Origin of the sequence: Pseudomonas sp. ArH3a, from assembly GCF_022648765.1 — a bacterium.
GTDB lineage: Bacteria > Pseudomonadota > Gammaproteobacteria > Pseudomonadales > Pseudomonadaceae > Aquipseudomonas.
The window spans coordinates 4,191,867-4,218,354 of sequence record NZ_CP080330.1; the positions used below are offsets into that span (position 1 = coordinate 4,191,867).

Below are 26,488 nucleotides of genomic sequence, written 5' to 3' on the forward strand. Positions count from 1 at the left end.
CCGATGACCCTTCATATCCCAGCTCAACCCATTGAAGCCCTGCGCCCGAGCACCTTTGTCGCTGAAGGTTTGCTCAACCCTCGCGGCGTGTGCCTGCAAGCCGATGGCAGCCTGTTGTTGGCCGAAGCCGGCTCAGGTTCAGCGGACCAGCCGTTTAGCGGCCGCATCACCCGGCTGCAACCCGACCCGCAGCAGCCTGGCGCCTACCTGCCCGGCGAAGTCGTCGCCCAGGGTTTTCGCAGCATGAACATGCAGGCGCGCATGCTGCGCGATGAAATCATGGGCGTGTCGGACATTGCTTGCGGTGACGGTCGCTGCCTGGCCAGCCAGACCGATTACATCGGCGGCTCCAGGCTGCTCGACTTGCAATACAGCCCGCCCGAACCGGTGTTCCACAGCCGGGGCAACCTGAATGCGCTGTGCTACCACCCAACACGGCGCAGCTGGCTGGCCGTCAAGCCCGATACCAACCAACTGGTGGAGTTTTGCAGTGGCGAGGACGAACACGTACTGGCGCAACTGCCCGCGCTGGACCAAGGCCAGGAAGCGGTGCCCGTTACTCTGGTGTATGAACCGCAAACAGACGCGGTGCTGATCAGCCTGTTCTCCGGTGAACTGCACGGCGACCCGGCCCGCAAAGGCATCGACTTTGCCGACTACGCCGGGCAGGTGATTCGAGCCCACCCGGCAGGCGGGCAGATCGAGGTGGTGATACGCGGCCTGCAACTGCCCACCGGGCTGGCGCTGTGCCCGCAGGGCAAGCTGCTGGTGCTGGAGTTGTGCAGCCACCTGCAACAACCGTTGCCGCCAAACTGGAACGGCGAGCCGCTGCATGGCGGCTTCACCCGGTTTGCCGGGCGACTGTTGCGGTGCAACCTGCAAAACGGCCAAGTTGAAGTGCTCGCGCGCGGCTTGGATACACCGTCCAACTTATGTGTGGTGCAGGGTGCTGTGTTGGTGAGTGAAGGCATGGGGCTGGCGGGCCGGCAGGTCCCGGCACCCGATCACACGCTGGCACCGTTGACTGGCCGGTTGCGCCGGGTACAGTTGTGAACCTACACCGCCGCCTCTAACAGCAAAACGGTCGCAGGCACAGCACGAAAAGATGGAGTGTGCTTGGCCGCTTCCAGCATATGCGCGGCCAGGTGGTGGGCGTCCAACGCGGCTTTGGAGGCCCACTTTTCGATCAACACGAAGCTGTCGTTATTGCCGACAACCGGGTGTAAATCGTATTGCAAACAGCCATGCTCGGCCCTGACCTGGGGCGCCAGCTTTTCAAACGCGGCCAGCTGCTGCGACCCTTTGCCGGGCTGGGTATGGATAATGACGACAAGCCGCACTTCATCTGACATGAACACACCACCGCAGAGGTTGGATAAGGAACACGCACAGTACGTGAGCAGGCTGCCGGGTTGCAAAAAAGCCTACCCGGCGTGCGTATTTCACGCGGTTTTCACAGGCAGGCGCCTAGGCTCAACTCAGCTCCTAAGTGAACACCTTTAAGCCCGCGCCCCCATCGTGGGCTTTTCTTTGTCTGCATGGCGATCCACCTTGCCGGCGGCCGGGCTCAATACCGACCGCTGACGTCAGTGCATGAAGGCTTACGCGGAGCGACCTCTGTTACGACTTTGTTGTTTTTTAACGCCCTTCCCGATCTTTCGCTCGTATTGGTGGTGAATGAACCAGACGACCAAAAGCAGGCCTGCCAAGCCAAAAATGAGTAGCAACAGCTCTATTGCGGGACCTTCGTGTGAAAACATCTTTCGTTCCTCGTCCTGAAGTCGCACAACCCAAAACAGGCCGCACCCGAAATTATTCGTAACAATTCAAACATTTTTCAGGTTAGCGGCCAAAGTCATAGGTGGCAACCCTGGATTGCGTTGGAACTGTTGATCTAGAGGGGTTGCTTGTTGAAACGCGTGGGTCACATTCAGCTCAGGCACCCAGGGCACGCCCTTGGGCAACGGCGATTTGGACGACTTCACCCTGACCTTTCCGGCTATTTTCGTGAATGGCGAAAAAGTGCCCATGGCGCCCATTCACTTCAAGAAACGTGAAGCGCGTTATGCACCGGTTTTTAATTACTGAGTTGAATCCGCCAGCCGTGGAAAATCGACAGACTTATAATAAAAAAAACTAAAAACAGCACAAATCAATATAAGAAACTGTGAGAACTGACAGTTACCTCCCGCTGCAGAGCCGCGTACTTTCAAAGAGCAACCGCTGCCACCTAATGAATAGGTGGCCTATCACATCATAGGGAGATGAACATGGCTCACAATCCAATGGGTACAGACCCAAGCGATTATGAAAACGACCCAATTTTTAATGCAACCACTCAAAAGCGCAACGTGGTCGACCCACGTACGGGTCTATTCGAGAACTATGTAAAAACGGAGTCACTCATCGGAAACTGCGGCCTCGGGCCTACGTTTGATATGAGCCTTTACTACACGCCAGTGGTCAACAATGAATCGGCATTGGGGGATGGTTGGTTTTATGGTGTCACCACCTACAGCGAAACCTATAAAAAGTTGACACTGCACTCGGGTGAGGTGTTGGAAATAGAGAAAAACAAAGACCTGACGACGCTGGCTGTTATAGCAAAATGGGCCGATGGCAAGCTGACAGTGCAGCACAAAGGCGGCAGAAAAGAAGTACTGGTACTGTTGGAGGGCACGGGAACTTACGTCACTGAGTCATTGACCACCGATGACCTTAACAAACTGCTTTTCGAGTGGATGACAACGGCCCACGTCATAGAAGGTAAAACGTATTACCAGATCCAGTTAACCGGAATCAAAGATGCCACCCGCAACCTGCTCAAGGTCGACTACACACCCGACGCCCCGGATGCGTCACCGGCGCTTGAGACCGTCAAGTTTATTTTCTGGCCGGATGATGCCGCGCAAACCCTGACCTATACCCTGGCCATCAAGGATTACGCCCTGCAGTCCGTGAGCCTTGGGGATAACATTCAAAGCACCTTCGAGTACCTGGATCATCCCGTTTGCGGCTGGTTGCTGACCACGCTCACTAACTTCGATGGTCTCGAAGAAAAGGTCGTGTACAAAGACAACGGGCTGGCATTCCCGGACAATCCAAAACTGTCGGCACTGCCGTGTGTCAGTACCCACACATTAACGCCCAACGGGGGTGGCACACCGGTTACCACCACGTATGTCTATGAGCGTCAGGACGAGAAAAAGTACCGAACCATTATGAGTGAAGGGACGCCGGCAATTCGCACCACGGTTTACCAATACGATGAAAAGCACGAGGTGACCTCGCAGACCCTGACCCAGGGCACCGCCAAGACCCAAACAGACTACGCCATGGAAAACAGCTCATTTATAGTGAGTCGTTTAACCAGTATGACTTACACCCAAGCAAACAAAAGCTATAAAAAAACAAATGGCAACTTGTTTAACACCAACTCCGCGCTAAGACTGAACAACCAAAACAACGTCACTACCGAGATGGACTACATCCGCGGCCGCAACGAGAGTCCCGGAGAAATAAAGGCGCGCACATTGCTGGGGGCCATTAAGGCGGCGTCCAAACAACCATCGAAGAGTACACCTGACACTTCCTGGGGCCCTGACGGCAACAACTTGAACGCGCGGTTTGAGTCGACTTATGTTGACACCGAATTTGTCGACACACCCGGGCTGCTATCGTTAATACCTGGGCTATTACCCTCCTTGCTTCCGGGCCTGTTGAACGTTGCCCAGTTCAAACTTCACGGTTATAAAGTGTTGCCGGAACTGAGTGAAGCCAAGCTCACCAATACGTTGCAGGGCAGCCTCGCCACCGATAAGTTTGCCGATGCCGCGTTGATCGGCCAGCGGTTCGAATATTTCGAAAGCAACGACTTTCGTAAAGGACGCAAAAAAAGCATAAGCCAGTCCACGCTGGACAACCGCTCTTTGGCACCTATTGTGACCGACCCGGTACGCTCTTTCGACTACACCTTGGGAGGCGTCGGTGATACTGAACTGACCACCACGACCACCGAAACCGATGACCAGGGTAATCAGCGCACGGCCTCAGAAACCCAGAACACTCTTAATGGTCGCCTTATTCGCCAAGTCGACGCCGACGGCAACCGGACCGAGTATGCCTATAACCCATACGGCCAACTGGCCACGCTAACCGTCTGTGCGCAAAGCCCGACCTACCGCCAGATCACCACCTACACCTACCCGGCGCCCGGCCAAGTGCAAATCACCGAGCCTAATGGGCAAACGCGTTTAAGCCAGTACGATGGCCAGGACCAGTTGGTCAGCGAGTACCTGATTGAGGATGGCCAACGAAAACAGACCAAAGCCGTCAAATATGACGCCATCGGGCGCGAGGTACAGACCACCCGTTTTGATTACAAGGAAAATGGCAGCCTACTCAGCGAAACGCAGGAGCTGCGATACGATGAATGGAATCAGGTCTGCGCTCGCAAATACAACGATAGCCGGGAAGACTTCGACTTCTACGACCCAATAGCACTGACCCGCACGCAGTGGACCGGAAAAGCAACTGATAAACACGCAACGGTCACCTCCTATGACACCGACCAGACGATCAAGAAAATCGAGTGGAAAGGCCAGGATGGCAACGTCTATCAAACCCAGACAGCCACCTACACCCGTGCCAAGCAGGTCAAGCAACTGCACACCAAAGGTGAGTTGGGTGTCACGACCATTGACTACACCTACGATGGCAGCGGCCGGCTGCTGAGCGAAAGCCACAGCGAAAAAGACAATGGCCTACTCGCCCCTGCCCTTGTCTATACCTACTACTACACCTACCCGCAGCACTGGCTATTGCGTGAGGCCGAGCAGGTGGCGATCGAATTCGGCGGTAAACGCCAGACCCTGGGTAAACGCACTTTCGACAGCTGGGGCCGAGTAACGTCCATCACTCGCGGTACTTGCACCGAAACCTACACCTACGCGGGCGCCAGCTTGGTACCGGTATCAACCGTCACCGCTGAAGGCAGCGTGCTGCAGCATGACTACATCAAGGAACTGGGTAACCGCCTGGCCAAGACCCAAACCGCCACCACCGGTGAACAGAAGACCTTCAGCTATGCCTTCGGGGCACAAGGACTCGCGACAGCCAGCGAGGGGGAGCATATGCTCCGGTACACCCATGACCGCAACCTGCGCGTCACCCAACAAAGCGTACAAACACAGCCTGGCCAAGCCAAAGAGGTGCTGTCCAATTACTCACTGGGTGGGCGCTTGTTCGACACGACAGACGCGCTGGGTGAAAAGTCGCTGTTTCTCTACGACGGTAAGGGGCGCCGCGTTCAATCCAACACCCTCTATTTTTCAGGCTCGCATACTTACAATGACCAAGGCTTGCTTCTTCGTGACAGTATTTATGGCGCGCCCAATTCGGGCATCTCTTTTGGTGTGGACTACACCTACGACTCACAACAACGCGAAACCAGCCGCCAATTCACGCTCAGTGGCAAAATCGACCTCACGTTGGAGCGTACCTATTACGCCGATGACAAATTGAAGTCGGTGCAGCTTAAACAAGGCAATACCGTTCTGGGTTCTCGCAGCTTGGCCTATACCCCGGGCGGACGCCTCAAAACCTGCACAACCACGGGTGTATGGCGACCGAAGACCCCCAAAAACAAAGACATCGACCAGCAAGCCTTCACTTACGACGCACTGGGGAATGTCATCACCTGCATCACCACCTTCGGTGGTGGGAAGAATACCGCGACCCACACCTATGACAGCGTGAACGGTTTCCGTCTGACAAAGGTTGCAAACACTCATGCGGACTACCCGGCTGCTGGCAGTTTGAGTTATGACGCAGCCGGGCGGGTAACCCAGGACCAGACAGGTAAAAAATACACCTATGACTGGCTGGGACGACTGATCCAGGCCGGCGGCACCCGCTACAGCTACGACCCCTCTGATCGTTTGATGACCCGCGAGCAGGACGGTGATAAAACCCAAATCATCTATGACGGGCTCAACGTCTCTGGCGAGTACTCACTGGAAAACAACGACACCTATCGCAACCTGAACCCCGGGAGTGCGGGCTGTACGGTGCAACAGATCAAACGCTCTGGGGTGAAAAGGACCCTGTTTGAACTGCGTGATGCCAATGGCACCGTGTGCGTCAGCTACGACCTTCTGGCTCAAACCTTTAAGCACCACGCTTATACGGCCTACGGCGAGCACTTTTCGGATGAGAGCGACTCACTGCTGGGCTTCAACGGCGAATACTGCGACCCCATCACAGGCCAGTCCCCCTTGGGCACGGGATACCGCTGGTATGACGCGCGCTGCATGCGCTTCCACGCACTGGACAGCTTCAGCCCATTTGGGCAGGGGGGCCCGAACATGTATGCCTATTGCGCCAACGGTGATCCCGTCAATTACCAGGACCCCAGCGGGCACGCGTCAGTGGATGCAGGGTTGAGGAAAATATGGGGAGATGATTTGCCTGGGCCGCTCAGTTTGGGTAAAGACACGCAATTGATCCACACCTTCCTCTGGGCGGGTGTCGGCATATTGACAGCCGTCATGACCGGCGGCACGTCAATTTTTCTATCGGCGGCGTTAGTCGGGGCTGCCATGATCTCAGCAGCTACAGGCATCGCATCGGTGCTTATCGGCGACAGTGATTCAAAGGCGTCAGAAACGCTGGCCTGGATATCGCTGGGATTTGGAGCCGCCGGAGGGGGGCTCTCGATCGTCGGAAAAACAGCCAGGCTTGCCGCCTACCTGGGACGTTCAGGCGTCGCCGTTGCCAGAAATCTGTTCGGCAAAGCGGCTCCCGCCACGACCTCCTTATTCAGACCGACCGAGCTATTGAGGAAGCTTTTTCCTCGCCTACTCCCACGCAAGGCTGAGCCACTGATACTCAACGGAAATTCGCTGCTGGAAACGCCGAGAGCAACAAACCTCTTCAATGTCGGTGATTTCAACACCGTCGCGTTTATAACCGCCGGTGTCTTGTCGGGCACCGAGGTAATCAACGCTGCACCTGGATCCGTTCAGTTTGCCAACACCGCTGTGGGCGATATTACGTGGTTGCCTTTTGGGAACTTCACCCCCTTATGGTTGAAAATAAAGTGATAATTGAGTGCTCCGCCCTCAAATCCTTGAGAAGGAAGCGGGGGGAACGGGCGATATAGGCCCCTAAACAACAAGCAAAAAAATCCCGCAGCACCGTTGGTGCGCGGGATTTTGTTTGAGGGCTGGCAGTAAACATGCTTAAGGAAATGGGGTAATGAAAGAGAACACAGATGACTGACTGGCGAAACCAGAGCTTTTGGAGCAAGGCGTGGACCTATGTTCTGCTGGCACTGTTCGTATGGATTTCCGATGGCTCGGATCTCAGTTGGCTGGGTGGAGGATCCTCAAACCGCAAGCGGGTATTCAGCCCTGGCTTCATCGCCTTCTGCGTTTTTGTGGCGGTGGTTGAGCTGATTTTGCTGAACCACTTTTATGGCGCCCGTCAGTGAGTGGTTACAATCGCCCGGCCACGTAGCGGCCTTCCATCGTCTACGCCAATACGTTCGACATCTGCGTATCAATGTCCGATTTAGCTTCATGGACAGAGGACGAACACTCACCCCATGCTGATTGGGCAACTGTGTTGAGGGTAGCCAAAATCAAGTTCGACAAGACCACTGCCTTTTCACACCCCTTTCACACCCCTTTCACAGTCGAGCGTCTAGAGTTATTTCAGCTCCTAGTGAACATCCTTTTAAGCCCGCTACTCCCCATCGCGGGCTTTTCTTTGTCTGCGATTCGCCTGGGGCGGTTGCAGCCTCTGGTCGATGCACTGCGCGAGGTGGTACTCGGGCAGCAAATCATCCACACCGATGCCCCCCCGTGCAGATGCTCGCGCCGGGCTCGAAGAAAACCCACCGTTCCTATGTTTGGGCCTACGCCACCAGCCAGTTCTCGGACTTGTCAGCGGTGGTTTACGACTTCAGCCCCAGCAGAGCCGGACAGCATGCTCGCAACTTCCTGAACGACTGGAAGGGCAAGCTGGTCTGTGATGATTTTGGCGGCTACAAGGCTAGCGTTGAACTCGGCGTGACTGAGATCGGTTGCATCGCCCATGCATGATGTCGTGCCCGAAGGTTCGGCTATCGGCTAGCTCTAGAGCTGCAAACGACTAGATAAAACGCAAAATGGTTCACTGTCTGCTTACAGTCGGAAGCGATCGACCGACTGCGATAGCCTCTGCGCCAACGTGGACAACTCGTCCGTCGTCAACGCCGTCTTTCCGATCACGTTGCTATTAGCCTGCGACGTACCGGCAATCATCTCCACTTGATGGGCGATTTCGTTGCTGGCCAGGCTCTGTTCGCTGATGGTGCGGGAAATATCGTTGACCAACTCAGTGGTATTCAACGTGGCCTGGAGAATATCGCGAATGGCCCGCTCGACATCGGCGGTCACAACCATCCCTTTGTCCACTTGAGCAACACCCTCCTCCATACTGGTCACCGCTTCCCGGGTGCTTTGCTGGATGCGCCCGACCATACTTGCGATCTCTTGGGTCGACGCGCTGGTGCGACCCGCCAGGCTGCGCACTTCATCCGCCACCACCGCAAAACCACGGCCCTGTTCGCCGGCACGAGCGGCTTCAATCGCGGCATTCAGAGCCAACAGGTTTGTTTGGTCGGCGATCCCCTTGATCACCTGAATTATGCTGTAGATCGCCTCGGACTCCTTGTCGAGCGTGCGGATGACCTGGGCAGATTGCTTCGCCGAACGAGCAATGCCATCCATGTCACTGACCACCTGGTGAATCACTCGGCCGCCGTCCTTGGCCAAGGCTTCAGCCTGATTGGCCATATCCAGCGCGCGACGGGCATGCTGGGTGATTTCCTCAATACTGGCGGTCATTTCAATCGCCGCTGCTGCCATGGTGCTGGCGGCGGCGCTTTGTTGCTGGCTGCTGCTGGCCACTTCATGGCAACCATTGCTCAGTTGCTCGCTCATGACATTGACGCCTTTGGCATTGCTGCGCACCACTTCGATCATGCTGCCTAAGTCCCGCTGCATGATGGCAAGGTTGCGAATCAATGAACTGGCTTCATCTTTGCGACTGGTTTCGACGATTGGCTCGCTCAAGTTGCCACGCGCAATGCTGGCAGCAATGCGGCTGGCGGCCTGTAGCGGTCCCATGATGCTCAGCATTACCCAACGGCCCTGAGCCAGGAGCAGCAAGAGACTGACGATCAGCACCGTGCTCAAGATGAAGTTGGCGTTGCTGATGGTGTCCCGAGTTTCCATGCTGGTTTGTTGGTTCTTGTTTTCGATCAGCTCACTCAGGCTCCCCATTTGATCTTCAAGAAGGGTGAACGCCTTATTGAAGGTCTCCAGCTCTCCGCTAGCGGCTTCGGGATTGTCCAGGGCCAACGCGACGATGCGTTCACCGGCACTTATATAGGCGTCAAGACTGGGGCGGATCTTGTTTAGGCTCATCCTGAGCGTATCGTCCAGAGGCAGCTTGAGATTGTCCCCTAGTACCTGGCGGAAGTGCTCGGCATGCTCCTTCAGCGAAGTGCTGACCTCGGCCTTGGTACTGATGCTTTTACCCAACCCCACCAACATCGCCGAAAACACATCGGCGCGCAGCGCATCGTGCATCATGTCGGCTTCCAGGTGATTGCGCAGCACCATCATGCTAATTTCATTTTCCTGAATGGCGCTGCCCGTCCGGGTATTTCCGAGATAACTGGATAGGCTCATAACCAATGCGGTGAGCAGTCCGGTCGCAATGAACAGAAATAAGCGTAGTTTGATCGTCATATTGGTAATCCTTTTACCCAGAGCGTCGGATTAAAAATCCTACCGTGCACGCGTTGCCCATAACTTTATCGGCATAGTCCTACCGTTATTAAAGCCTAAGCTGGCGAATATGCGTGTGCGGCCTTGCCGTACCGAACGCCGCGATTACCCTAGCTAATGCGGTCTCGGTGCCTGCGCACATGTCCATCAGCTCGGTGGCGCGCCAGATGGGATCGATGCGGATCATCGCCGCCTGTCTCAGCGCAAGGTTGCGCAGGTAGATGACTTGGCCGGACGCATACCAACACCTGCAAATTCCTTTTGCTGAATCGCCCTTTCCGTGGGCAATAAAAAGCCCCGCTCTAGGCGGGGCTTAATGAAAATTTTAATCGTTTGAGGTTTGAGGGACTGGGGCCTCGTCGATGCTAATGCAGTGCTCAATGTCCGTTATTTTCCGCAGCGCAAGCTCGGCCGTTGAATAAGCCCCGAACATTCGCCCCTGATAAAAAACAACCCACGCAAACTGAATATCCGCGTTGCCAGCCTGCCCTACAACCAACTTCTTGAACCGTTCCGCCAAGTCGTCGACATGCATCTGTGCCATGCCACGCAAAACCATGACGCTCTCCCAGTTTATAGTCGGAAGCTCTATTTTCGGCTTTGCACACACTGAGCGCAATAAAAAGCCCGGCACATTAGCCGGGCCTTTTCAATGCCAACCCCTGACGCGCAAGATCGACAGGATGGATAAATCCTCTCTCACTTCCTCACTCATCGCAATGGCTATTTGCTACGCCGCGCAACGTTGTTCTTGAGCGGCCGTGAGTGCCTCATTCACCTGACCATCCAGCGCCGTGTGGATCGATGAGCGCCACCGGCACCGACGTTCGCACCGAGTTGAGCAGCTCCAGAATGGCGCCGTGCTTGCGCTTATCGGCTGAGTCGGTGCAGTTGCCCCGACGGTGCTGGCAGTTAAAAGAAGCACCCGCAACGTCGGCCTTTTTCCTGAAAACACTCATTTATTCCTGATTTCAGCAAGTGATGCTCCCTCTCACCCTTCGACCGCTTTAACAAGTGCCAAACCAATCTCACGACTGAGTTGGTCGCCCATGCCTGGCCTCTTAGTAATACGGTCTGCGCCTTGGCGGCGGCGGCCGCATCGGTGGGCGCCTGTTTAATCTGGCAAGGTGTTCGGGCGAATGTACTTTGATGTTCGCCTGAATTACCGCTGGCAACCGCATGCTGAAAACACAGCCTTCAATTATTCCTTGCGATGCGGTCGTACCGCACCGACGATAGGGAGCAGAATTTACTCAAGCTGATCGCCAGGAAACATGTCGGAAACCGGCCGGGACGGATTGAGCCTCGCGCCATAAAATGCCGGCCCAAACCTTACCCGATGCTGATGCAGACGCGTTCGGCGGCAAGGGCCGAGGTCAGAAAAAATGTTAATACAACGAAGGCACCGATGAACGCAGTGATTGATAACCGTAACAAGCTGCTCATCACCTTGACGGTGATGATTTTTGGATTGAGCTACGGTTTGAGTGCACCTTTGATTGCGATCAAGTTGACGACCGCAGGCTTCAGCGAAGTTTACATTGGCATCAATGCCGCCATGCATGCGGTAGGTGTGTTTGCCATCGCGCCATTTCTGCCGATGCTGTGTCGCCGTTTCAGTCCCAGGCGGTTGTTGGCCATTTCGCTGGGCGCGCTGGTGGTGTTGTTGGCTGCATTCCCCTTCGTACCCATCGAAACCTGGTTTGTACTGCGCCTGGGCCTTGGGCTGTTCAGCGAAATCATTATGGTGGTGTCGGAAACCTGGCTGAACCACACGACGGTCGAGCAGGCCCGTGCAAAAACGATGGCGATGTATGTGGCCAGCCTGTCTTTGGGATTTGCCCTGGGGCCGTTTATTCTGTCTTGGTTGGGAAATGCGTCGTCGGCAGCGTTCTTTGTCGGCAGTTTGATTACACTACTCGCCGGCCTCTCGCTGCTCGGGATCAAAACCTGCGGCCGCCCGATTGCGCACGAAAAGGGCCGACCGCTCTCACTGTACCTGCACATCGCAACGCTTGCGCTGGTGGCGGCCGCGCTGAACGGCGCACTGGAAAGCGCCGGAATGAACATGCTGGTGATTTACGCAATCAACGTGGGCTGGCCGGTGCAGCAGGCCACCTGGTTGCTGTCTATGCTGCTGTTTGGCGCGATCGTTCTACAGTTGCCGATTGGCTGGCTAGCCGACCGCATGGACCGTCGCCGCCTGATTATTGTGTTGTCGGCGCTTTCAGCGGTTGGCGCGCTGATCTGGCCATTGGCACTCACTGAACGCTGGCTTTCGTATGGGTTGTTGTTCGTGTGGGGCGGTGTATTTGTCGGGATTTATACGGTGGTGGTGACTCAGGTCGGCGAGCGTTTCAGTGGCACCGAACTGGTCGGGGTTTACAGTGCACTGTCGGTTGCATGGGGCATCGGCGCACTGTTGGGCCCGGTATTGGCCGGGGTTTCCATGCAGTTGGGTCTGCACGGTTTGCCCCTGCTCACCGCCGCCTTGTGTGCTCTGTTCACGTTGTTTGCCGTCATGCACACACAGCACACACCCGCGCCTCCTCAGGCTTGAACCCCAGCGTCATGGCGCCATTGTCAGGCAATAAGCCATGACGTACGCCACATCCACTTTTTGAATCGGAAAAACGCCAGTGATACTACCGAGGGCTCTACTACAGGCCGCCAGCTTACTAATGTGGGCACTGGCCTATTACGTGACGGGCATCATTTCACTCGAGTTCGATGACCCTGTCTCTCAGGTGGCCGTGGTGTGGTTCCCTGCGGGCGTGGCCGTCTCGGCGTTCCTCATCTCGCAACGTTCCCGTTGGCCACTGCTGTTTGCGGTACTGCTGACCACGCGAATTTTTCTGGACTTCCAGTGGCGACACGATTGGGCCGCCACGCTGGTGCATTCCTGCCTGGCATTGAGTGCAGCCATTTGCATTGCCTGGCTGGTGCGCCGTTTCGCCCGGCGCAACGACTATTTGCACGCCATTGTGCTTTGGATAATCGCCACCGTGTTTGTGTGCGCGGTGGAAGCGGCATTGACCGCAACCTGGCTATCATTGACGAGCGATGCGCCACTTCAGCGTCTGCTGTGGGTGACCTGGATCGCCAACATTACCGGGGTGATCTTCACCACGATTGCGATCATGAGCCTGCTCCATGATGATCTGAATGTATGTCGCAGCGGGTGGCTGGCCAGGCTCACGGGAGTGACCGCGTTTGTCCTGATGTGCCTGAGTACCTGGTTTATCTTCGGCGTCAATTCTCCCTGGTTGAAGTCCGACATTACCGACTCGGCCGGCTCCGCGATGAACTTTGCGCTGGCGTGCATCCCGATCATCTTCTGCGTGGTTGTTTCGGTCACCTGGGCCGGGCGTGGCGCGACCCTGGCGTTGCTGACGCTGGCAACGCTGGTGATTCATCACACCGACAACGGCCAAGGGCCGTTTTTCCTCAAGGGGCTTAACCCGGGAGAACCGCTGCTGTTGGCCCAGTGCTATTTGTGCGCGACCGCCTTGTTGATCGTTTTTCTGCGGGTGCTGGCCCAGTCAGCGCGCCGTTACGACCTCGACACCGGCCGGGCGGCGGGTGAAGGGGTGATGTACCGGCTGCACCCCGAGTCAGGCGAGATTTACTGGGACGATAACCTGCGTGAGGTACTGGGCATCGACGCGCCGGTACTGTCCACCTTCAATGAAGTGCTTGAACGCGTACACCCCAAGGACCGGGAAAAGCTTCGGCGCCATTGGTCGACTCAACAGCGCAGGCGGGGCGGCGCCTCGCTGACGTTCCGCATCACTGCGCAGGGTTCGGATACCCGGGTTATCTGCGACAACACCCCAGGCCTGATGGCGGACTCGACCGGCGAAGTGATCGTCGGCAACTGGCAAATCAGTCACTACAAATAATGATGCGCGACCTCGATTGGCAACATTGGCAACAAGGAAACATCTCATGATTCAGATCGCACTGATGTTATTCGGCGCAGAGTTCGTCCGCTCCAAAGCCAAAGTGATTGGCTGCATCGGTTTGCTGTGGGGCTTGATCGGCGTGGGTGTGCTGATCGACGGCATGGACGGGGTATTGTATTTCCCGATGAAGGCGTTCGGCATCCTGCTGATGCTGGAAAGCCTGGTCACGCTGAGTGTCGCCTCGAGCGGAATCGGTGCGCAAAAGGCCGTGCTGTTTTTCAAGGGCGGTGTGTGTTTCTTCGTGTCCCTGTTGATTCTGGCCAACAAGACCTACAGCAACCTGTTGCTGGCGATTATTTTCGGTTTCTCCTATTTCATCTTCGGTTTGCTGGTCATCACGTCCGCGTTTGTCGTCCGGTACCCTCATTGGCGCCTGTCAGTCGTCACCGGCACTGCCAAAGTGATCTTCGCCCTGTTGCTGTTCACGCCCTATCCCGTCGGTTACCAGTCAACCGTCTCGTTTTTTATCGGGTCATTGATGATCGTCAGCGCTATCAGCACCCTACGCGTGGCCAGGCGCGCCAGCTTACTGGTGCGTGGGACGTCCTCATTTGAATTGCTGACGCCCGCTGCGCCTGTGCTCAACATCACCAAAAAGGCGGCAGTCAAACCGGAACTTGCTCAGGTTTCTATCAGCCCGCCAATTCATGAGCCGTTGGTGGTGCATATCTGGACGCCGGAAGGCACGGCGGAAAATACGCCGGTGCCGCGACCGGTCATCAACCGTTACATCGCCGCAGTGGACAGCCAGGGGGTTATTTCCACCGGGCACGCAGCCCTGGAGTTGCAACCCTCGATCTATATCAGCCTGTACCCTGCCGCGGATATCGACCGCTCGCCCTCGGAGTTTTTCCGCATACTCAAAGCGACCAAGGACAATGATGTGCCGGGTACTTTCCAGCCTGACTATGAGAAAGAGGCGGCAGATTGGTGCGAATCGGACCGCAAGATAGTGTTCCATTACTACAACAGCGGTGCCCTTGAGCATTTCTGGATGAACTACAGGCTCGATAAGCGCTACAACCTGACCTACCGCAACTGTTCAAGCTCAGTCGCTTATGCGCTTGAAGCGTCCCTCGACGGCGTGCTTGCGTTTCGCAGCGAGCGCTGGCGAGACTGTTTACGGACCCTGTTCATGCCGGAACTCTGGATTGCGGCGCAGGTACGCAGACGTGCGCTGACTATGGCCTGGACCCCCGGCCTGGTGATGGATTACGCCAGGGCGCTGCGGGCCATCGTGCACCCGGTTCCGCAGTCCTGGTTTCAGCGCATGCCCTGGAAGCCGCGTCACGTTGATAGCATTTCGACCAGCGTGACGGGCGGTCCGGATTCACCTTAAGCGCTTCTGACGTCGCAGCCCCCTGACGCTCATTCAAGTCACCATGATCGCGGTTTGCGAATGGGCTTGCCCGTGCAGCACCGCGACGATAATCCCCTGAGGGAGACCGGCAGTCTTGGCGGCGTCTATCGCCTTGGCGATGGCGCTATCCTTTGGTCCAAAGGCCAAGACACCGCCACCATAAAAAGACCGAAGAATGACCCCATTTGCGTTTTACGAAGGGGAAATCAGAACCGTAACGGGGTTAGCATTGCCGTTGATAGCTTGGTTTTTGAATTTCTTGCCAAGCTCGCGTACAGACATTTTTTCACCTATTGCGGTTACCGCGTCTGAATTCTTTCAACATGTGCAAATTCCTTTTGTTGAATCGCCCTTTCCATGGGCAATAAAAAACCCGACTCAGGGCCGGGTTCGTCGATCTAAAAATCATCAGTTGTCTGGATGCTCACTCGCCACTGAATCGGCAGCGTCCACGTCCGACATATCCTCCTCGAGGGAGGGATCGTCATTCTGAGGCGGCCGGATCTCGCGCTCATCCCGACGAGGATCGTGACCCGCTTCGTTGTCCGTGCCGCGTGTCACTTCCTGTTGCGAAATGTTGCCTGGGGCATTCTTATCAATATCCATGCTGACTCTCCGTTCAGGCGCTCGGAATATCCGCGCTTAATCAGGGTAGTCGGCAGGTCACAGCGAGCGCCGAACACTGGACGAACGGCGCAAAGCAAAAAACCTCGCACAGTGACGAGGCTTTTAGCGTGAATCCATAACGCGCAAAATCGCTATGATGGATAAATATCCTTTCACGTTCTCACTCATTGCAATGGCTCTTTGCTAAGCCACACAACTTCGATTAATCCCTCTGCGTCGAGCAGCTCCTGAGCTGCAGTCAGCGCTTCATTCACTTGGTCATCCGGTGCTTTGTGGATCGTCGAGCGCCACCGGTACCGGGTGGATTCCGGTTTGCCGTCGTTATCCCAATTGGTGATGTCGTACCAGCGAGACACCTGGCGGTCGAACATCAAGTTGCCGGTGTTGGTGATCATGACGGCAGCCTCGCAATCAGATCAGCCAGTAGCTGGGCGTTGGAGTTGCCGCCGCCCTTCTCTATTAGTTTGAGCTGAGCCTTACGCTTCTCGATCTCAAGCCGCTTCAGCTCGCCATCCAGATCGATATGGTCTTTCTCGTTGAACTTGTTTCTGCCCTTTCACACTTGGGCTCCTCTGGTCATCCCAGTTCCTGGTAAACCCGCTTAACCCGCCCTCCGCAGCCGACCCCATCACGGCATATCTTGTTACAACCATTTGCCTGTAGGCTCCGCCCGCAAAGAACTTCAAACTTTTGCTCTAGTCCTAATGCTGGGCGTGCTTTAAACCGTGAGCGCCTGCTGACAACCCATAGAGGTTCAAAAATGAAAATTACACTACCCGCCCTAGTTCTGGGTGTCCTCATTTCGCAAGGAGCGATGGCAGCCGGAGATGGCACAGCCGCTCTTGGAGGCGGCGTTGGTGGTGCACTTGGCAATATCGTAGGTCAACAGCTCGGCGGCTCAACGGGCGCGGCGGTAGGCGCCGGCGTAGGTGGTGCTGCCGGCAGTGCTGTCGGCGCTCAGAGAGGCAACAGAGCTGAAGCCGCATTAGGTGGCGGTATCGGCTCGGCTGGTGGCTCGCTCATTGGTAACCGCCTCGGCGGCACAACTGGCTCGACTATCGGTGCAGGTCTCGGCGGCGCTGCGGGTGGTGCCCTAGGAAACAACCTGGCGGACGATGAGAGCAGTCATCGATCTGATGGTAAGAAGCACAAAGGAAACAACAAGCATAAACACAAGAACAAGCATCGTTAGGTTCTGACACTGTCACATCGAAGCCCGGCTCTGCGCCGGGCTTCTTGTTTCTGACAAGCGCCCTGCTCTGCTATGGTGGCCCTTCTGATCGCAATGGAAGCATCGAAGAATGAATTCATGGAAGACCCTGGCAATCGCCGTCATGGTGCTGAGCAGCACTCAGGCCATTGCAGCAGAAAACAACAATCCGTTCCAAGGCGCGCTCATGATCACCACCATCGTGCCCGCAGTGATCACCTCAGCGCCCACGGCTATTACCTCGGAAATTCCAGAGTATTTTAAGTCAGCCAAGACCGACGCCCTTGCATTCATTGGTTCGGACGGCGAGATTCGCGGTGCGGAGTTTGAGCAGGCGTCCCGGTATTATCGTTCGGCCTACACATCGCCTCATATGTCTGACATGCAACTGGCGCAGGCGATAGCGGCCTCGTACTGAGCGCGACCTTTCGCATCCCTTTCACCGCTACCAGACGCCAAAAATCGTTCACCCGCAGTGTTGGCAGGCGCGTGATGATGGCCTTCAAAACTCTCTGCTCACTTTTATTTGATTGCTAAGGATTCGCGCATGCAAACTTTGAGGATTGTGCCTCGACTTTTCCCTGCGTTGCTCGAAGGAAGCAAGGGGTCAACGATCCGCTTCGGCGAATCGCACATAGAGCCAGGCTATTTGCGCTACGAATGTGAGCACTACCCGGGAAAGGCAACCGTGGTGTGGGTTACTCGTTGCACGTACATGCCTTTAAACAAAGCCGCGGCTTTCTGCGGTATGGAGGAAGAATGGCCACCAATGCTGATGCTCAAGGGGATGCGGGAGCATTATCCTCTCATTCAGCTATCTGACATGGTTCAGGTGGTTGAGCATGAAACACCTGAGCAGACGAAAATTAGGATTTCCTCAGGCTCTTGAGAGCCTGCTTTTAAGCAATATAGAGCTAAGAATCGATCAACGAACTGCAGGTCGATACTGAGCAATCACTCGAATGTCGATGGTACGCTCCCGGTGTGCCTTCCTCGTTGGAGACGAAGATGCCCCCCTGAATAGCCCCTAGCTCGAGCCAACAGTCCTGGCGACGCAGGGCAAGACTGGGCTGAAGCTCAGGATCTTAATGCGCACTGACGCCGGGGAAAACAGCCTGGGTAAACTTATAAGGGAGATTTCAGAAAGGAATGCACACCACTCTTCCAAGTACCTATTTATCAACAAACATGGAAAGAGAATGACGAAGGGCATGTTGCGCTTGCGCTGGGACAAGGCAAGGGAGAAGGCGCAGCAGAAAGCAATCGACCAGGGTGACCCATTGCTGGCTGCGAAAATTGGCGGGTTTCAATTCCGTGATATCCGACCTAAAGCGACGTCGGAAATCGTCGACATTGGCGATGCGAGCTTGCTGCTCGGCCATAGTAAACAGGAGATCACAAAGCGGGTTACCGGAAGATTGGCGCGACCGCCAAGCCCACCAAATAGGCAAAGTTTCGGAACTCCTGCTGTTTGCCCAACTTCGCCGACCAAACCCCAGAAACGCGAAAGCCCCGCTTTCGCGAGGCTTTCGTGTAAATCTTGGCGGGAAACCAGGGATTCGAACCCTGGGAACGCTATTAACGTTCGCCGGTTTTCAAGACCGGTGCATTCAACCACTCTGCCAATTTCCCTTTTGCATCACAGGATTATAGTAGCCCATCCCGTGTCAGCGGGCGCCATAATACCCGAATGAAACACACTGTCAAACTCTTGCCATCGCTTGTTACAGAGCGTCTGTTATGATCCTTGCGACTGAATGTTTCAAAACTGAAGGAGTGTCGCCATGCGCGAACAGAATTACGCAGTGAATGGTAACGCGCAGGCTGAGCAGCTTGAAGTCAGCCGCGTGTTGCGCAACACCTACGGCTTGCTCGCCCTTACCCTCGCGTTCAGCGGCGTAATGGCGTATGTAGCGCAGCAAATGCGCGTGGGCTACCCGAATATTTTTGTCGTGCTGATCGGCTTCTACGGTCTGTTTTTCCTGACCAACAAGCTGCGTGACTCGGCCTGGGGCTTGGTGTCGGCGTTTGCCTTGACCGGTTTCATGGGCTTTATCCTCGGCCCGATCCTTAACCGTTACCTCGGCATGGCCGGCGGCGCGGAAGTGGTCAGCTCGGCGTTTGCCATGACTGCCCTGGTGTTTGGTGGTCTGTCGGCCTACGTGCTGATCAGCCGCAAGGACATGAGTTTCCTGGGTGGTTTCATCACCGCAGGCTTCTTCGTGCTGCTGGCAGCCGTTGTAGCGGGCATGTTCTTCCAGATCAGCGGCCTGCAGTTGGCGATCAGCGCCGGTTTCGTGCTGTTCTCCTCCGCGTGCATCTTGTTCCAGACCAGCGCCATCATCCACGGCGGTGAGCGTAACTACATCATGGCGACCATCAGCCTGTATGTGTCGATCTACAACCTGTTTATCAGCCTGTTGCAGATCTTCGGCATCATGAGCCGTGATGACTGATTGCTAGCGGCATAAAAAAGGCCCCGCATCGAAAGATGCGGGGCCTTTTTGTTTCCAGCGCTTCAGTACTGGTTAGGTTCCATTTCCAGATCGACCTTGAAGCGTTCGGCAATATCCTGCTGGATACGCAGCGCCAGGTTGGCAATGTCGTGCCCCGAGGCGGCGCCGTAGTTAACCAGCACCAACGCCTGCAGCTTATGCACGCCTGCGTCGCCGTCACGAAAGCCTTTCCAACCGGCCTTGTCGATCAGCCAGCCGGCGGCGAGCTTCATCTGCCCATCGGGCTGCGGGTAAGCCACCAGGTCTGGATACAGCGCCTGTAGCTCTGCGGCCAGCGCCTGGGACACCAGTGGGTTCTTGAAAAAACTCCCGGCATTACCCAGTTGGGCCGGGTCCGGCAGTTTTTCGCGGCGGATGCTGCAGATGGCGCGGCTGACGTCGCTGGGCGTCGCCTCGGTGATGCCCTGCCCGGCCAGGCGTTGCTGCACCGGGCCGTAATCGAGTTTCAGATGGCTGACGCGGCTCAAGGCAAAGCGCACGCGCAGAATCAACCAACGCCCTGCATCGTGCTTGAACAGGCTGTCACGGTAGGCAAAGTCGCACTCTTGCAGGCTGAAGTCGCGCAGCTCGCCGGTGTGGCGATCCAAGGCGGTCAGGCCGGCAAACACATCCTTGACCTCCACACCGTAGGCACCGATGTTTTGCATCGGTGCAGCGCCGACGGTGCCGGGGATCAGGCTGAGGTTTTCCAGGCCACACAAACCATGTTCCAGGGTCCACAGTACAAACGGATGCCAGGCTTCGCCCGCTTCGGCCTCGACCACCACGTGCAGGCCATCATCGTGCAGCACCCGAATACCCTCGGTCGCCATGCGTAACACCAACGCCTGGATATCCTGGGTCAGCAGCAAGTTGCTGCCACCGCCGATCACCAGCAGCGGCAGCCGTTGCGCTGCCGCATAGGCCAGGGCTTCGCGCACATCGGCGTCGCTGCGGGCCTCGGCGAACAACTGGGCGCGCACATCGATGCCAAAGCTGTTGAATGGTTTGAGCGATACCTGCGCAAGCACTTGCAAGGTCATAACCGCCCCTTCAATTCGATCACCAATAAATCACAGGCGCGCTCGATCAGGTCGAGGACGCGCTCAAAGCCTTGTTCGCCTTCGTAGTAAGGGTCCGGCACCTCGTCCACTTCGGCCTCAAACCGGCGCAGGAACAAGTCCAGCTGCGCCTTGCCTTGCCCAGGGTGCAGTGCCTTGAGGTTGCGCAGGTTACTGTGGTCCATGGCGAGGATCAGGTCATAGCGCGCAAAGTCAGCGCGCGAGACCTGCTGGGCACGCTGTGCCGACAGGTCATAACCGCGCACCAACGCTGCACGCTGGCTGCGCTGGTCTGGCGGGTTGCCGACATGCCATTCACCGGTGCCGGCCGACGCTACTTCGACCTGGCCTGCCAAGCCCGCCTCGCGCAACTTATGGCGCAATACGCCCTCGGCGGTTGGCGAGCGGCAGATATTGCCCAGGCAGACAAACAGAACCTCCATCAGGCCCCCAGCAGGCGACGGACGCGCTCAAGGTCTTCCTGGGTGTCGACACCGGCAGGCGGCGCTTCCAGGGCATCGCCCACATGGATACGCACGCCGTGCCACAGGGCACGCAGTTGTTCCAGGGCTTCGGTGTTTTCCAACCAGCACGGGCCCCAGCTGACGAAGTCCTGCAGGAAGCCGGCGCGGTAGGCGTAGATGCCGATATGGCGGCGGTACGGCACGCCCTGCGGCAATACGTCAGGGCTCTTGGCGAAGGCGTCGCGCGCCCACGGCAGGATCGAGCGGCTGAACGTCAGCGCCAGGCCATTAATATCGCTGACCACTTTCACCACGTTCGGGTTGAACAGTGTTTCGATGTCTTCAATCGGCTCAGCCAGGGTCGCCATGCGCGCTTCGCCATGGGCAGCCAGGTTGGCGGCCACCTGATCGATCACGCACGGCGGAATCAGCGGCTCGTCGCCCTGCACATTGACCACGATGGCATCGGGCGCCAGGCCCAGCTGCATGGCGACTTCGGCCAGGCGGTCGGTGCCGGAGTTGTGGTCTTCGCGGGTCAGTACCGCTTCGGCACCAAACCCTTTGCAGGCTTCGACGATGCGCGGGTCGTCGGTCGCGACCACGACCCGTTCAGCGCTGCTCTTGCAGGCTTGCTCCCACACCAGCTGGATCATCGGCTTGTTGCCGATCAATTGCAGCGGCTTGCCCGGCAGGCGTGTCGATGCATAGCGCGAAGGGATGACAACGGTAAAGGCGGTGGTCATTTATCCAGGCGCTCATCAGTGGTCAGGGTACGGGCTTCGCTCTCCAGCATCACCGGGATGCCATCACGGATCGGGTAAGCCAGGCCTGCGCCCTTGCTGATCAGCTCGGTTTTGTCGGTGCTGAGCTTGAGCGGGCCTTTGCAGATCGGGCAAGCGAGAATGTCGAGCAGTTTGGTGTCCATGAGTGTTTCCTGGAAAAAAGCGATTTAAGGCAAGAGTCGGGCAGGCAGCAAGCGCATCAGTTGCGTGTCGAACCAGGCAACAAATGCGGGCGACGGTACCGCATCCACCGCAAGGTACCACCAGTCGGGCTGGGCAAAGGCGCGGCACTTCACCGCGTCCTTTTCGGTCATGACCAGCGGTAACGACGGCGTGAAATTCAAGACCTCGGCGCTGTAGGGCGCGTGGTCGGCAAAAGCATGGGGTATCGGCCGCCAGTGTAGCGTTTCAAGGGTATTGAAGAAACGTTGCGGGTTGCCGATACCTGCAACCGCATGCACCTGTTGGCCCAGCGGAAAATAATCGGTCGGCTGGCGCTCACCGGTGTTCAAGTTGATCAGTGCCGTGGGCACCAGGCGAAAGGCAAACCCGCCCTCGCGATCAGCATCGGCGCCGTTATAGAGCAACGCATCGACACTCTGCAAACGCTCCACTGGCTCGCGCAGCGGCCCGGCTGGCAGGCAGCGGCGGTTGCCCAAGCCGCGGGCGGCGTCGATCAGCACCAGTTCAAGGTCGCGGGCCAGGCGGTAATGCTGCAGGCCGTCATCGGAGAGGATCAGGTCAAGTGGCTCGCTGGCCAGCAGCGCTTTTACCGCGCGGCTACGGTCTGGATCAATCATCAGTGGCACGCCGCTGCGCTGCACGATCAACAAGGGTTCATCGCCAGCCACTTCAGGGCTGTGGCTGGCCTCGACCCGCCATGGCAACTGTGGCGGCTTGGCCCCATAGCCACGACTGACAACCCCGACGCGCAAGCCACTGCGCCGACAGTGATCGATCAGCCACAGGATCAACGGCGTCTTGCCCGTCCCGCCCACCGTGATATTGCCGACCACCACCACCGGCACCGGTGACTGGTAGATCTCGCCCTCGCCTGCCAGGAAGCGCGCGCGCTTGCGTTGCACCACCCGACGATACAACGACTCCAGCGGCCGCAGCAGCGTCAGCGCCGGATGCCCTTCGTACCACGCCTTGAGCAAACGATCAGACAGGGCCATCAGGGTTGCGCCGCCGCCTCAACGGTGGTCATGCGCAGATGGGTGAAGCCGAGCTTGCCGGCGGCATCCATAGCGGTGATCACCGCTTGATGTTGGGTTTTGCCATCAGCACTGATGGAAAGAGGCATTTTGGTATCACCGCCAGATTCTTTCTGCAGGGCGTCCATCAGGCTGGTGAGGTCGTTCTTCTCCAGCAATTGGTTATTCACCGAAAACACCCCGTCGGCGCTGATGGCGATGTCCAGTTGCTTGACTTCCTGGTCCTCGGCCGGCGAGCCGCTCACCGCTTCCGGCAAGTCGACACGCAGCTGGGTTTCCCGGGTAAAGGTGGTGGTGACGACAAAGAACAGCAGCAGGATAAACACCACGTCGATCAGCGACGCGAGGTTGATATCAACATTTTCCCGTTGCTTACGGCGAAATTTCACACTCGGCCCTCGACGAAATCGACATCGCGATCGCCCTGCACCACTTCCACCAGCTTGATGGCTTCTTGCTCCATGCCGACCACCAGTTCATCGATGCGGCGCTGCAGGAACCGGTGGAAAAATACCGAGGGAATACCAACCATCAAGCCCGCAGCCGTGGTGATCAAGGCCTTGGAGATACCGCCGGCCAACACGGCGGCGTTAGTGGTCATGCCCGAGCCCATGAACGAGCTGAAAATATCGATCATGCCCAGCACCGTACCCAACAGGCCAAGCAACGGCGCCATGGCGGCGATGGTGCCGAGCGCATTGATGTAGCGCTCCATTTCATGGATGACCCGTGCGGCCGCCTCTTCAATGCACTCTTTCATGATCTCGCGACCATGCTTGGAGTTGGCGAGGCCCGCGGCGAGGATTTCACCCAGGGGCGAATTGGCGCGCAGTTCCTTGAGCTTGTCTTTGTCCAGTTGCTTGTTCTTGATCCAGCCCCAGACCTGGCCCAGCAGATGCTCAGGCGTGATGCGACTGGCGCGCAGGGTCCACAGGCGTTCGGCGATGATGCCGAGTGCGGCGATGGAGCTCATGATGATCGGCAACATCATCCAGCCGCCGGATTTGACCAATTCCCACACAGTGAATGTCCCCTCGAAAAAGTGCGCCACTTTACCATATAGGTTCGCCGGCGGGGCTCGTCAGCCATAGACCCGCCCGGCGCGGGCCTCGGCCACTGGTAACGCCGAGTCACGGTAACGCTTCACGCCAGAAACGGCGTTGACCGCGCGCAACAACAGGTGATTGAAATGCGCCCAGTTGCAGACGTACGGCACCTTGCTCGGCGCTGTCGTACACCCGGCTGCTGAGTGCCTGATAACGCTGCATCACCTGCGGATGGGGATGACCGAATGCGTTGCCACGGCCACTGGAAATCAGCACCGACTTAGGCGCAAGCCGCGCCAGGAAGGGCTCGGACGAAGAGCTGCGACTGCCATGGTGCGGCGCTTGCAGCCAATCGGTCGGTACGGCCAAGGGAGATGCGAGAAAAGCCTGTTCGGCGGCGCGGTCAATATCGCCGGTCAGCAGCAGTCGTTCACCGTTAGCCTGTACCCGCAACACACAGGATTTCGGGTTGCTACTAGTGGCGCCAGGCCACTGCCACAGTTCAAATGACACGCCATCCCACTCCCACTGCTCACCGCTGATACAGCGCTGTGTGGCAAGCAATGCCGGCAACCCTTCGGTTTCGCCACCGACGACGCGCTTTACCGAAAGCGCAAGGGCAACCGCGGCCGCGCCTCCGGCATGATCAGCGTGAGCATGGCTGATCACCATCATGTCCAACGTCCCTACTCCGAGCGTTCTGAGCGCAGGCAGTACCACGCGCTCACCAAGGTCAAATGCCCCCGAGCGCGGCCCTACGTCGTAAAGCAGCGTGTGGTGGCGTGTGCGCAGGATCAGCGCTTGCCCCTGGCCAACATCCAACTGCGTTACTTCTACTTGCCCATGAGGCACCAGTTGCCTGGGCGGGAAGACCGCCAGCAATAGCATCGGCCAGCCCAGCAGCCGAAACGGCACGCCTTTGGGCAACAGCAGCAGTACCGCGCCCGCCAGGCTCACTAACCAATAACCCAAGGGCACCTCGGCCGGTATCCAGGCCGGGCGCTGCCCTGCCAGCAGTGCCAAGCCCCTGAACAGCCCATCCAGCGCCCCGCCTGCCAGCCACAACAAGCCCTCGCCCACAAACGGTACCGCCAGCAGCACAGCCCCGACCAGCGCCAAGGGCAACACCACGAGGCTGATCCACGGCACGGCAAACACGTTAGCCACGGGCGCACTGAGGCTGATGGGCAAGCCGAGCACCAGCAACACTGGAAACAAGCCGATGGCGATCATCCACTGCGCACGCGTCCATGCTTGCCACCAGTTCCATGGCCCCAGGCGCCCGCTGAAGGCCAGCACCAGCACCCCAACGGCGGCAAACGACAGCCAGAATCCTGGCTGCAAACTGGCCAATGGTTCCAATATCAGCACGCCATTGAGCGCCAGCAACAACGGCCACCAGACGCCCAAATGCCGAAAGCGCAAACGCCAGAGCAGGACCAACCCGACCATCACACATGCCCGCTGCACCGGCACGCCAAACCCCGCCAGCAAGCCGTACCCCAGCGCGGCGGCAAACGCTAGGCCGCACGCCCACGGCAGCCACGGCATTGCTCGAGGCCAGCAACCGTAGCGCGCCAGCCCGGCCACCAAGCCGTAGATCAGCCCCGCCAACAAACCGATGTGTTGGCCGGAAATCACCAGCAGGTGCACGGTTCCGGTGTCCTGCAGCACCCGCCAATCTTCAGCGGCCAGCCCTGAGCCGTCGCCCAGCACCAGTGCCGCCAGGCCAGCCTCGCGGCCCTGGGCATCCACGGCTTTCAGGCGCTGGCGGAGGCTGTCGCGCCAGGCGTTGCGAGCCGGCGCCAAGCGCTGGCCGTCTTTTACCGAGGCGGTTGCGCCGATGCGCTGGGCCAGCAGCCAGGCCTCGTAGTCAAAGCCATGAAAATTGAGCAACCCCGATGGCCGCTTCAACGTCACCGCCAAGCGCCAATACTCGCCGCTATTGACCCGCGGGCCACCGTGCCAGGACACCCGGATGCGCTTGGGCACTCGCGCAGTGCGCGACCGGCTGTCGGCCAGTTCGAAGCGCACGCCGGTGCTGGTCTGCTGCGGCAACCCGATCACACGCCCCTGCACCCAGCGCGTTTGCCCATCCAGCGCTGGCTTGAGGCGATCATCCAGCGCCCACTGCGCGCTGATACAGGCCCAGCACAAGCCCACGAGGAAGAACGCCAGAGGGTGGGTGCGAAAAGGCAACAGCATCAAGGCCACCGCCAACATCGCCAGTAGCCATCCGGCCGGCGGTAGAGACGGGAAAAATCGCAGTGAAAGCAGTCCAAGTCCGAGCGCAAACATCCCTGTTCTCATGAATCATCCTTTTCCTGTGGTCCACTCAGTCTTAGTCGGGTACCCAGCACCGACTATGATGTTTTGTCACAAAGTCTGAATTTTCTGTTTATAGAATGCGGGCATACTTGCC

Annotated in this window: 25 protein-coding genes, 1 tRNA gene and 3 pseudogenes; 13 read left to right on the plus strand and 16 right to left on the minus strand. The window is 57.6% G+C overall.

The features are described from left to right. Positions 1-3: 3 nt before the first annotated feature. Complete coding sequence (locus K0P33_RS19035) at positions 4-1,053, plus strand: hypothetical protein (protein WP_242150530.1); 1,050 nt, start codon at positions 4-6, stop codon at positions 1,051-1,053. Between the two features lie 2 nt (positions 1,054-1,055). Here K0P33_RS19035 and K0P33_RS19040 read toward each other — a convergent pair whose 3' ends face one another. Then, positions 1,056-1,352 (minus strand): antibiotic biosynthesis monooxygenase family protein, encoded by a 297-nt coding sequence (locus K0P33_RS19040; RefSeq protein WP_094951846.1) that lies wholly within the window; start codon positions 1,350-1,352, stop codon positions 1,056-1,058. 604 nt (positions 1,353-1,956) lie between these two features. Here K0P33_RS19040 and K0P33_RS31355 point away from each other — a divergent pair. From K0P33_RS31355 to K0P33_RS19055, 4 genes and pseudogenes are all read left to right on the plus strand, one after another. Continuing rightward, positions 1,957-2,088, plus strand: a complete 132-nt coding sequence (locus K0P33_RS31355; protein WP_256589274.1) for a hypothetical protein — start codon at positions 1,957-1,959, stop codon at positions 2,086-2,088. Between the two features lie 182 nt (positions 2,089-2,270). Then, a complete protein-coding gene (locus tag K0P33_RS19045; RefSeq protein WP_242150533.1) occupies positions 2,271-7,103 on the plus strand; it encodes an RHS repeat-associated core domain-containing protein in 4,833 nt (1,610 codons plus the stop codon). Positions 7,104-7,273: 170 nt separating this feature from the next. After that, complete coding sequence (locus K0P33_RS19050; RefSeq protein ID WP_094951844.1) at positions 7,274-7,492, plus strand: hypothetical protein; 219 nt, start codon at positions 7,274-7,276, stop codon at positions 7,490-7,492. A 299-nt stretch (positions 7,493-7,791) separates the two neighbouring features. Next, positions 7,792-8,102: pseudogene (locus tag K0P33_RS19055) on the plus strand (transposase); the annotation flags it as partial. Positions 8,103-8,186: 84 nt separating this feature from the next. Here the strand turns inward: K0P33_RS19055 and K0P33_RS19060 are convergent. The 3 genes from K0P33_RS19060 to K0P33_RS19070 all read right to left on the minus strand — a co-directional run bounded on the left by K0P33_RS19060 (position 8,187) and on the right by K0P33_RS19070 (position 10,798). Continuing rightward, positions 8,187-9,800 (minus strand): methyl-accepting chemotaxis protein, encoded by a 1,614-nt coding sequence (locus K0P33_RS19060; protein ID WP_094951843.1) that lies wholly within the window; start codon positions 9,798-9,800, stop codon positions 8,187-8,189. 364 nt (positions 9,801-10,164) lie between these two features. Continuing rightward, positions 10,165-10,398: a hypothetical protein gene (locus K0P33_RS19065; RefSeq protein ID WP_094951842.1), complete on the minus strand. Its 234-nt coding sequence runs from the start codon at positions 10,396-10,398 to the stop codon at positions 10,165-10,167. A 211-nt stretch (positions 10,399-10,609) separates the two neighbouring features. Beyond that, the gene (locus tag K0P33_RS19070) at positions 10,610-10,798 is read right to left on the minus strand and encodes a hypothetical protein (RefSeq protein WP_242150536.1); all 189 of its coding nucleotides are present in this window, start codon (positions 10,796-10,798) and stop codon (positions 10,610-10,612) included. 227 nt (positions 10,799-11,025) lie between these two features. On the opposite strand from K0P33_RS19070, the pseudogene K0P33_RS31360 reads away from it, so the two are divergent. From K0P33_RS31360 to K0P33_RS19090, 4 genes and pseudogenes are all read left to right on the plus strand, one after another. After that, a pseudogene (locus K0P33_RS31360) lies at positions 11,026-11,763 on the plus strand (MFS transporter); the annotation flags it as partial. Positions 11,764-11,874: 111 nt separating this feature from the next. After that, positions 11,875-12,399, plus strand: a pseudogene (locus K0P33_RS31365) (MFS transporter); the annotation flags it as partial. Between the two features lie 121 nt (positions 12,400-12,520). Continuing rightward, positions 12,521-13,741: an MASE1 domain-containing protein gene (locus tag K0P33_RS19085; protein WP_242150539.1), complete on the plus strand. Its 1,221-nt coding sequence runs from the start codon at positions 12,521-12,523 to the stop codon at positions 13,739-13,741. 46 nt (positions 13,742-13,787) lie between these two features. Beyond that, positions 13,788-15,143 carry an MFS transporter gene (locus K0P33_RS19090; protein ID WP_094951839.1) on the plus strand — a complete coding sequence of 452 codons (1,356 nt, stop codon included), beginning with the start codon at positions 13,788-13,790 and terminating at the stop codon, positions 15,141-15,143. A 33-nt stretch (positions 15,144-15,176) separates the two neighbouring features. On the opposite strand, the gene K0P33_RS31370 is transcribed toward K0P33_RS19090, so the two are convergent. From K0P33_RS31370 to K0P33_RS19100, 3 genes are all read right to left on the minus strand, one after another. After that, positions 15,177-15,311, minus strand: a complete 135-nt coding sequence (locus tag K0P33_RS31370; protein ID WP_256589273.1) for a hypothetical protein — start codon at positions 15,309-15,311, stop codon at positions 15,177-15,179. A gap of 261 nt (positions 15,312-15,572) precedes the next feature. Continuing rightward, positions 15,573-15,770: a hypothetical protein gene (locus K0P33_RS19095; protein ID WP_094951838.1), complete on the minus strand. Its 198-nt coding sequence runs from the start codon at positions 15,768-15,770 to the stop codon at positions 15,573-15,575. A gap of 185 nt (positions 15,771-15,955) precedes the next feature. Further along, a complete protein-coding gene (locus K0P33_RS19100; RefSeq protein WP_242150542.1) occupies positions 15,956-16,186 on the minus strand; it encodes a hypothetical protein in 231 nt (76 codons plus the stop codon). A 365-nt stretch (positions 16,187-16,551) separates the two neighbouring features. Between K0P33_RS19100 and K0P33_RS19105 the strand changes: the two genes are divergently transcribed. The 3 genes from K0P33_RS19105 (at position 16,552) to K0P33_RS19115 (ending at position 17,890) form a co-directional block, all read left to right on the plus strand. Then, positions 16,552-16,983 carry a hypothetical protein gene (locus K0P33_RS19105; RefSeq protein ID WP_094951837.1) on the plus strand — a complete coding sequence of 144 codons (432 nt, stop codon included), beginning with the start codon at positions 16,552-16,554 and terminating at the stop codon, positions 16,981-16,983. A gap of 109 nt (positions 16,984-17,092) precedes the next feature. Continuing rightward, a complete protein-coding gene (locus tag K0P33_RS19110; RefSeq protein WP_094951836.1) occupies positions 17,093-17,419 on the plus strand; it encodes a DUF2388 domain-containing protein in 327 nt (108 codons plus the stop codon). A gap of 129 nt (positions 17,420-17,548) precedes the next feature. Then, positions 17,549-17,890, plus strand: a complete 342-nt coding sequence (locus K0P33_RS19115) for a hypothetical protein (RefSeq protein ID WP_242150545.1) — start codon at positions 17,549-17,551, stop codon at positions 17,888-17,890. 652 nt (positions 17,891-18,542) lie between these two features. Here the strand turns inward: K0P33_RS19115 and K0P33_RS19120 are convergent. Then, positions 18,543-18,633: transfer RNA gene (locus K0P33_RS19120), tRNA-Ser, on the minus strand. A 152-nt stretch (positions 18,634-18,785) separates the two neighbouring features. Between K0P33_RS19120 and K0P33_RS19125 the strand changes: the two genes are divergently transcribed. Further along, positions 18,786-19,457 carry a Bax inhibitor-1/YccA family protein gene (locus tag K0P33_RS19125; RefSeq protein WP_094952285.1) on the plus strand — a complete coding sequence of 224 codons (672 nt, stop codon included), beginning with the start codon at positions 18,786-18,788 and terminating at the stop codon, positions 19,455-19,457. 62 nt (positions 19,458-19,519) lie between these two features. On the opposite strand, the gene murB is transcribed toward K0P33_RS19125, so the two are convergent. From murB to K0P33_RS19165, 8 genes are all read right to left on the minus strand, one after another. Continuing rightward, entirely contained in the window at positions 19,520-20,539 is a 1,020-nt protein-coding gene (gene murB / locus K0P33_RS19130) for a UDP-N-acetylmuramate dehydrogenase (protein ID WP_242150548.1), read from the minus strand. Next, positions 20,536-21,000, minus strand: coding sequence for a low molecular weight protein-tyrosine-phosphatase (locus K0P33_RS19135; RefSeq protein WP_094952287.1), 465 nt, complete (start codon positions 20,998-21,000; stop codon positions 20,536-20,538). The genes murB and K0P33_RS19135 overlap by 4 nt, the downstream gene beginning before the upstream one ends. Continuing rightward, positions 21,000-21,764: a 3-deoxy-manno-octulosonate cytidylyltransferase gene (gene kdsB, locus K0P33_RS19140; RefSeq protein WP_094952288.1), complete on the minus strand. Its 765-nt coding sequence runs from the start codon at positions 21,762-21,764 to the stop codon at positions 21,000-21,002. Before kdsB ends, K0P33_RS19135 begins: the two co-directional genes overlap by 1 nt. Continuing rightward, positions 21,761-21,946: a Trm112 family protein gene (locus tag K0P33_RS19145; protein WP_094952289.1), complete on the minus strand. Its 186-nt coding sequence runs from the start codon at positions 21,944-21,946 to the stop codon at positions 21,761-21,763. The genes kdsB and K0P33_RS19145 overlap by 4 nt, the downstream gene beginning before the upstream one ends. A gap of 24 nt (positions 21,947-21,970) precedes the next feature. Continuing rightward, entirely contained in the window at positions 21,971-22,981 is a 1,011-nt protein-coding gene (gene lpxK / locus K0P33_RS19150) for a tetraacyldisaccharide 4'-kinase (protein WP_094952290.1), read from the minus strand. Beyond that, complete coding sequence (locus tag K0P33_RS19155) at positions 22,981-23,409, minus strand: biopolymer transporter ExbD (RefSeq protein WP_094952291.1); 429 nt, start codon at positions 23,407-23,409, stop codon at positions 22,981-22,983. Before K0P33_RS19155 ends, lpxK begins: the two co-directional genes overlap by 1 nt. Further along, positions 23,406-24,041: a MotA/TolQ/ExbB proton channel family protein gene (locus tag K0P33_RS19160; protein ID WP_094952292.1), complete on the minus strand. Its 636-nt coding sequence runs from the start codon at positions 24,039-24,041 to the stop codon at positions 23,406-23,408. Before K0P33_RS19160 ends, K0P33_RS19155 begins: the two co-directional genes overlap by 4 nt. Positions 24,042-24,150: 109 nt before the next feature. Next, complete coding sequence (locus tag K0P33_RS19165; RefSeq protein ID WP_242150551.1) at positions 24,151-26,376, minus strand: DNA internalization-related competence protein ComEC/Rec2; 2,226 nt, start codon at positions 26,374-26,376, stop codon at positions 24,151-24,153. Positions 26,377-26,488: the final 112 nt, after the last annotated feature.

Bases quoted from the DNA above. Each gene is read 5' to 3' on its own strand.
- K0P33_RS19060 (WP_094951843.1), bottom strand. From the start codon at position 9,800: ATGACGATCAAACTACGCTTATTTCTGTTCATTGCGACCGGACTGCTC.
- K0P33_RS19100 (WP_242150542.1), bottom strand. From the start codon at position 16,186: ATGATCACCAACACCGGCAACTTGATGTTCGACCGCCAGGTGTCTCGC.
- K0P33_RS19095 (WP_094951838.1), bottom strand. From the start codon at position 15,770: ATGGATATTGATAAGAATGCCCCAGGCAACATTTCGCAACAGGAAGTG.
- K0P33_RS19105 (WP_094951837.1), top strand. From the start codon at position 16,552: ATGAAAATTACACTACCCGCCCTAGTTCTGGGTGTCCTCATTTCGCAA.
- K0P33_RS19050 (WP_094951844.1), top strand. From the start codon at position 7,274: ATGACTGACTGGCGAAACCAGAGCTTTTGGAGCAAGGCGTGGACCTAT.
- K0P33_RS19115 (WP_242150545.1), top strand. From the start codon at position 17,549: ATGCAAACTTTGAGGATTGTGCCTCGACTTTTCCCTGCGTTGCTCGAA.
- K0P33_RS19165 (WP_242150551.1), bottom strand. From the start codon at position 26,376: ATGAGAACAGGGATGTTTGCGCTCGGACTTGGACTGCTTTCACTGCGA.
- K0P33_RS19045 (WP_242150533.1), top strand. From the start codon at position 2,271: ATGGCTCACAATCCAATGGGTACAGACCCAAGCGATTATGAAAACGAC.
- K0P33_RS19135 (WP_094952287.1), bottom strand. From the start codon at position 21,000: ATGGAGGTTCTGTTTGTCTGCCTGGGCAATATCTGCCGCTCGCCAACC.
- K0P33_RS19145 (WP_094952289.1), bottom strand. From the start codon at position 21,946: ATGGACACCAAACTGCTCGACATTCTCGCTTGCCCGATCTGCAAAGGC.
- K0P33_RS19065 (WP_094951842.1), bottom strand. From the start codon at position 10,398: ATGGTTTTGCGTGGCATGGCACAGATGCATGTCGACGACTTGGCGGAA.
- K0P33_RS19090 (WP_094951839.1), top strand. From the start codon at position 13,788: ATGATTCAGATCGCACTGATGTTATTCGGCGCAGAGTTCGTCCGCTCC.
- K0P33_RS19070 (WP_242150536.1), bottom strand. From the start codon at position 10,798: ATGAGTGTTTTCAGGAAAAAGGCCGACGTTGCGGGTGCTTCTTTTAAC.
- murB (WP_242150548.1), bottom strand. From the start codon at position 20,539: ATGACCTTGCAAGTGCTTGCGCAGGTATCGCTCAAACCATTCAACAGC.
- K0P33_RS19085 (WP_242150539.1), top strand. From the start codon at position 12,521: ATGTGGGCACTGGCCTATTACGTGACGGGCATCATTTCACTCGAGTTC.
- K0P33_RS19125 (WP_094952285.1), top strand. From the start codon at position 18,786: ATGCGCGAACAGAATTACGCAGTGAATGGTAACGCGCAGGCTGAGCAG.
- K0P33_RS19110 (WP_094951836.1), top strand. From the start codon at position 17,093: ATGAATTCATGGAAGACCCTGGCAATCGCCGTCATGGTGCTGAGCAGC.
- lpxK (WP_094952290.1), bottom strand. From the start codon at position 22,981: ATGGCCCTGTCTGATCGTTTGCTCAAGGCGTGGTACGAAGGGCATCCG.
- kdsB (WP_094952288.1), bottom strand. From the start codon at position 21,764: ATGACCACCGCCTTTACCGTTGTCATCCCTTCGCGCTATGCATCGACA.
- K0P33_RS19035 (WP_242150530.1), top strand. From the start codon at position 4: ATGACCCTTCATATCCCAGCTCAACCCATTGAAGCCCTGCGCCCGAGC.
- K0P33_RS19040 (WP_094951846.1), bottom strand. From the start codon at position 1,352: ATGTCAGATGAAGTGCGGCTTGTCGTCATTATCCATACCCAGCCCGGC.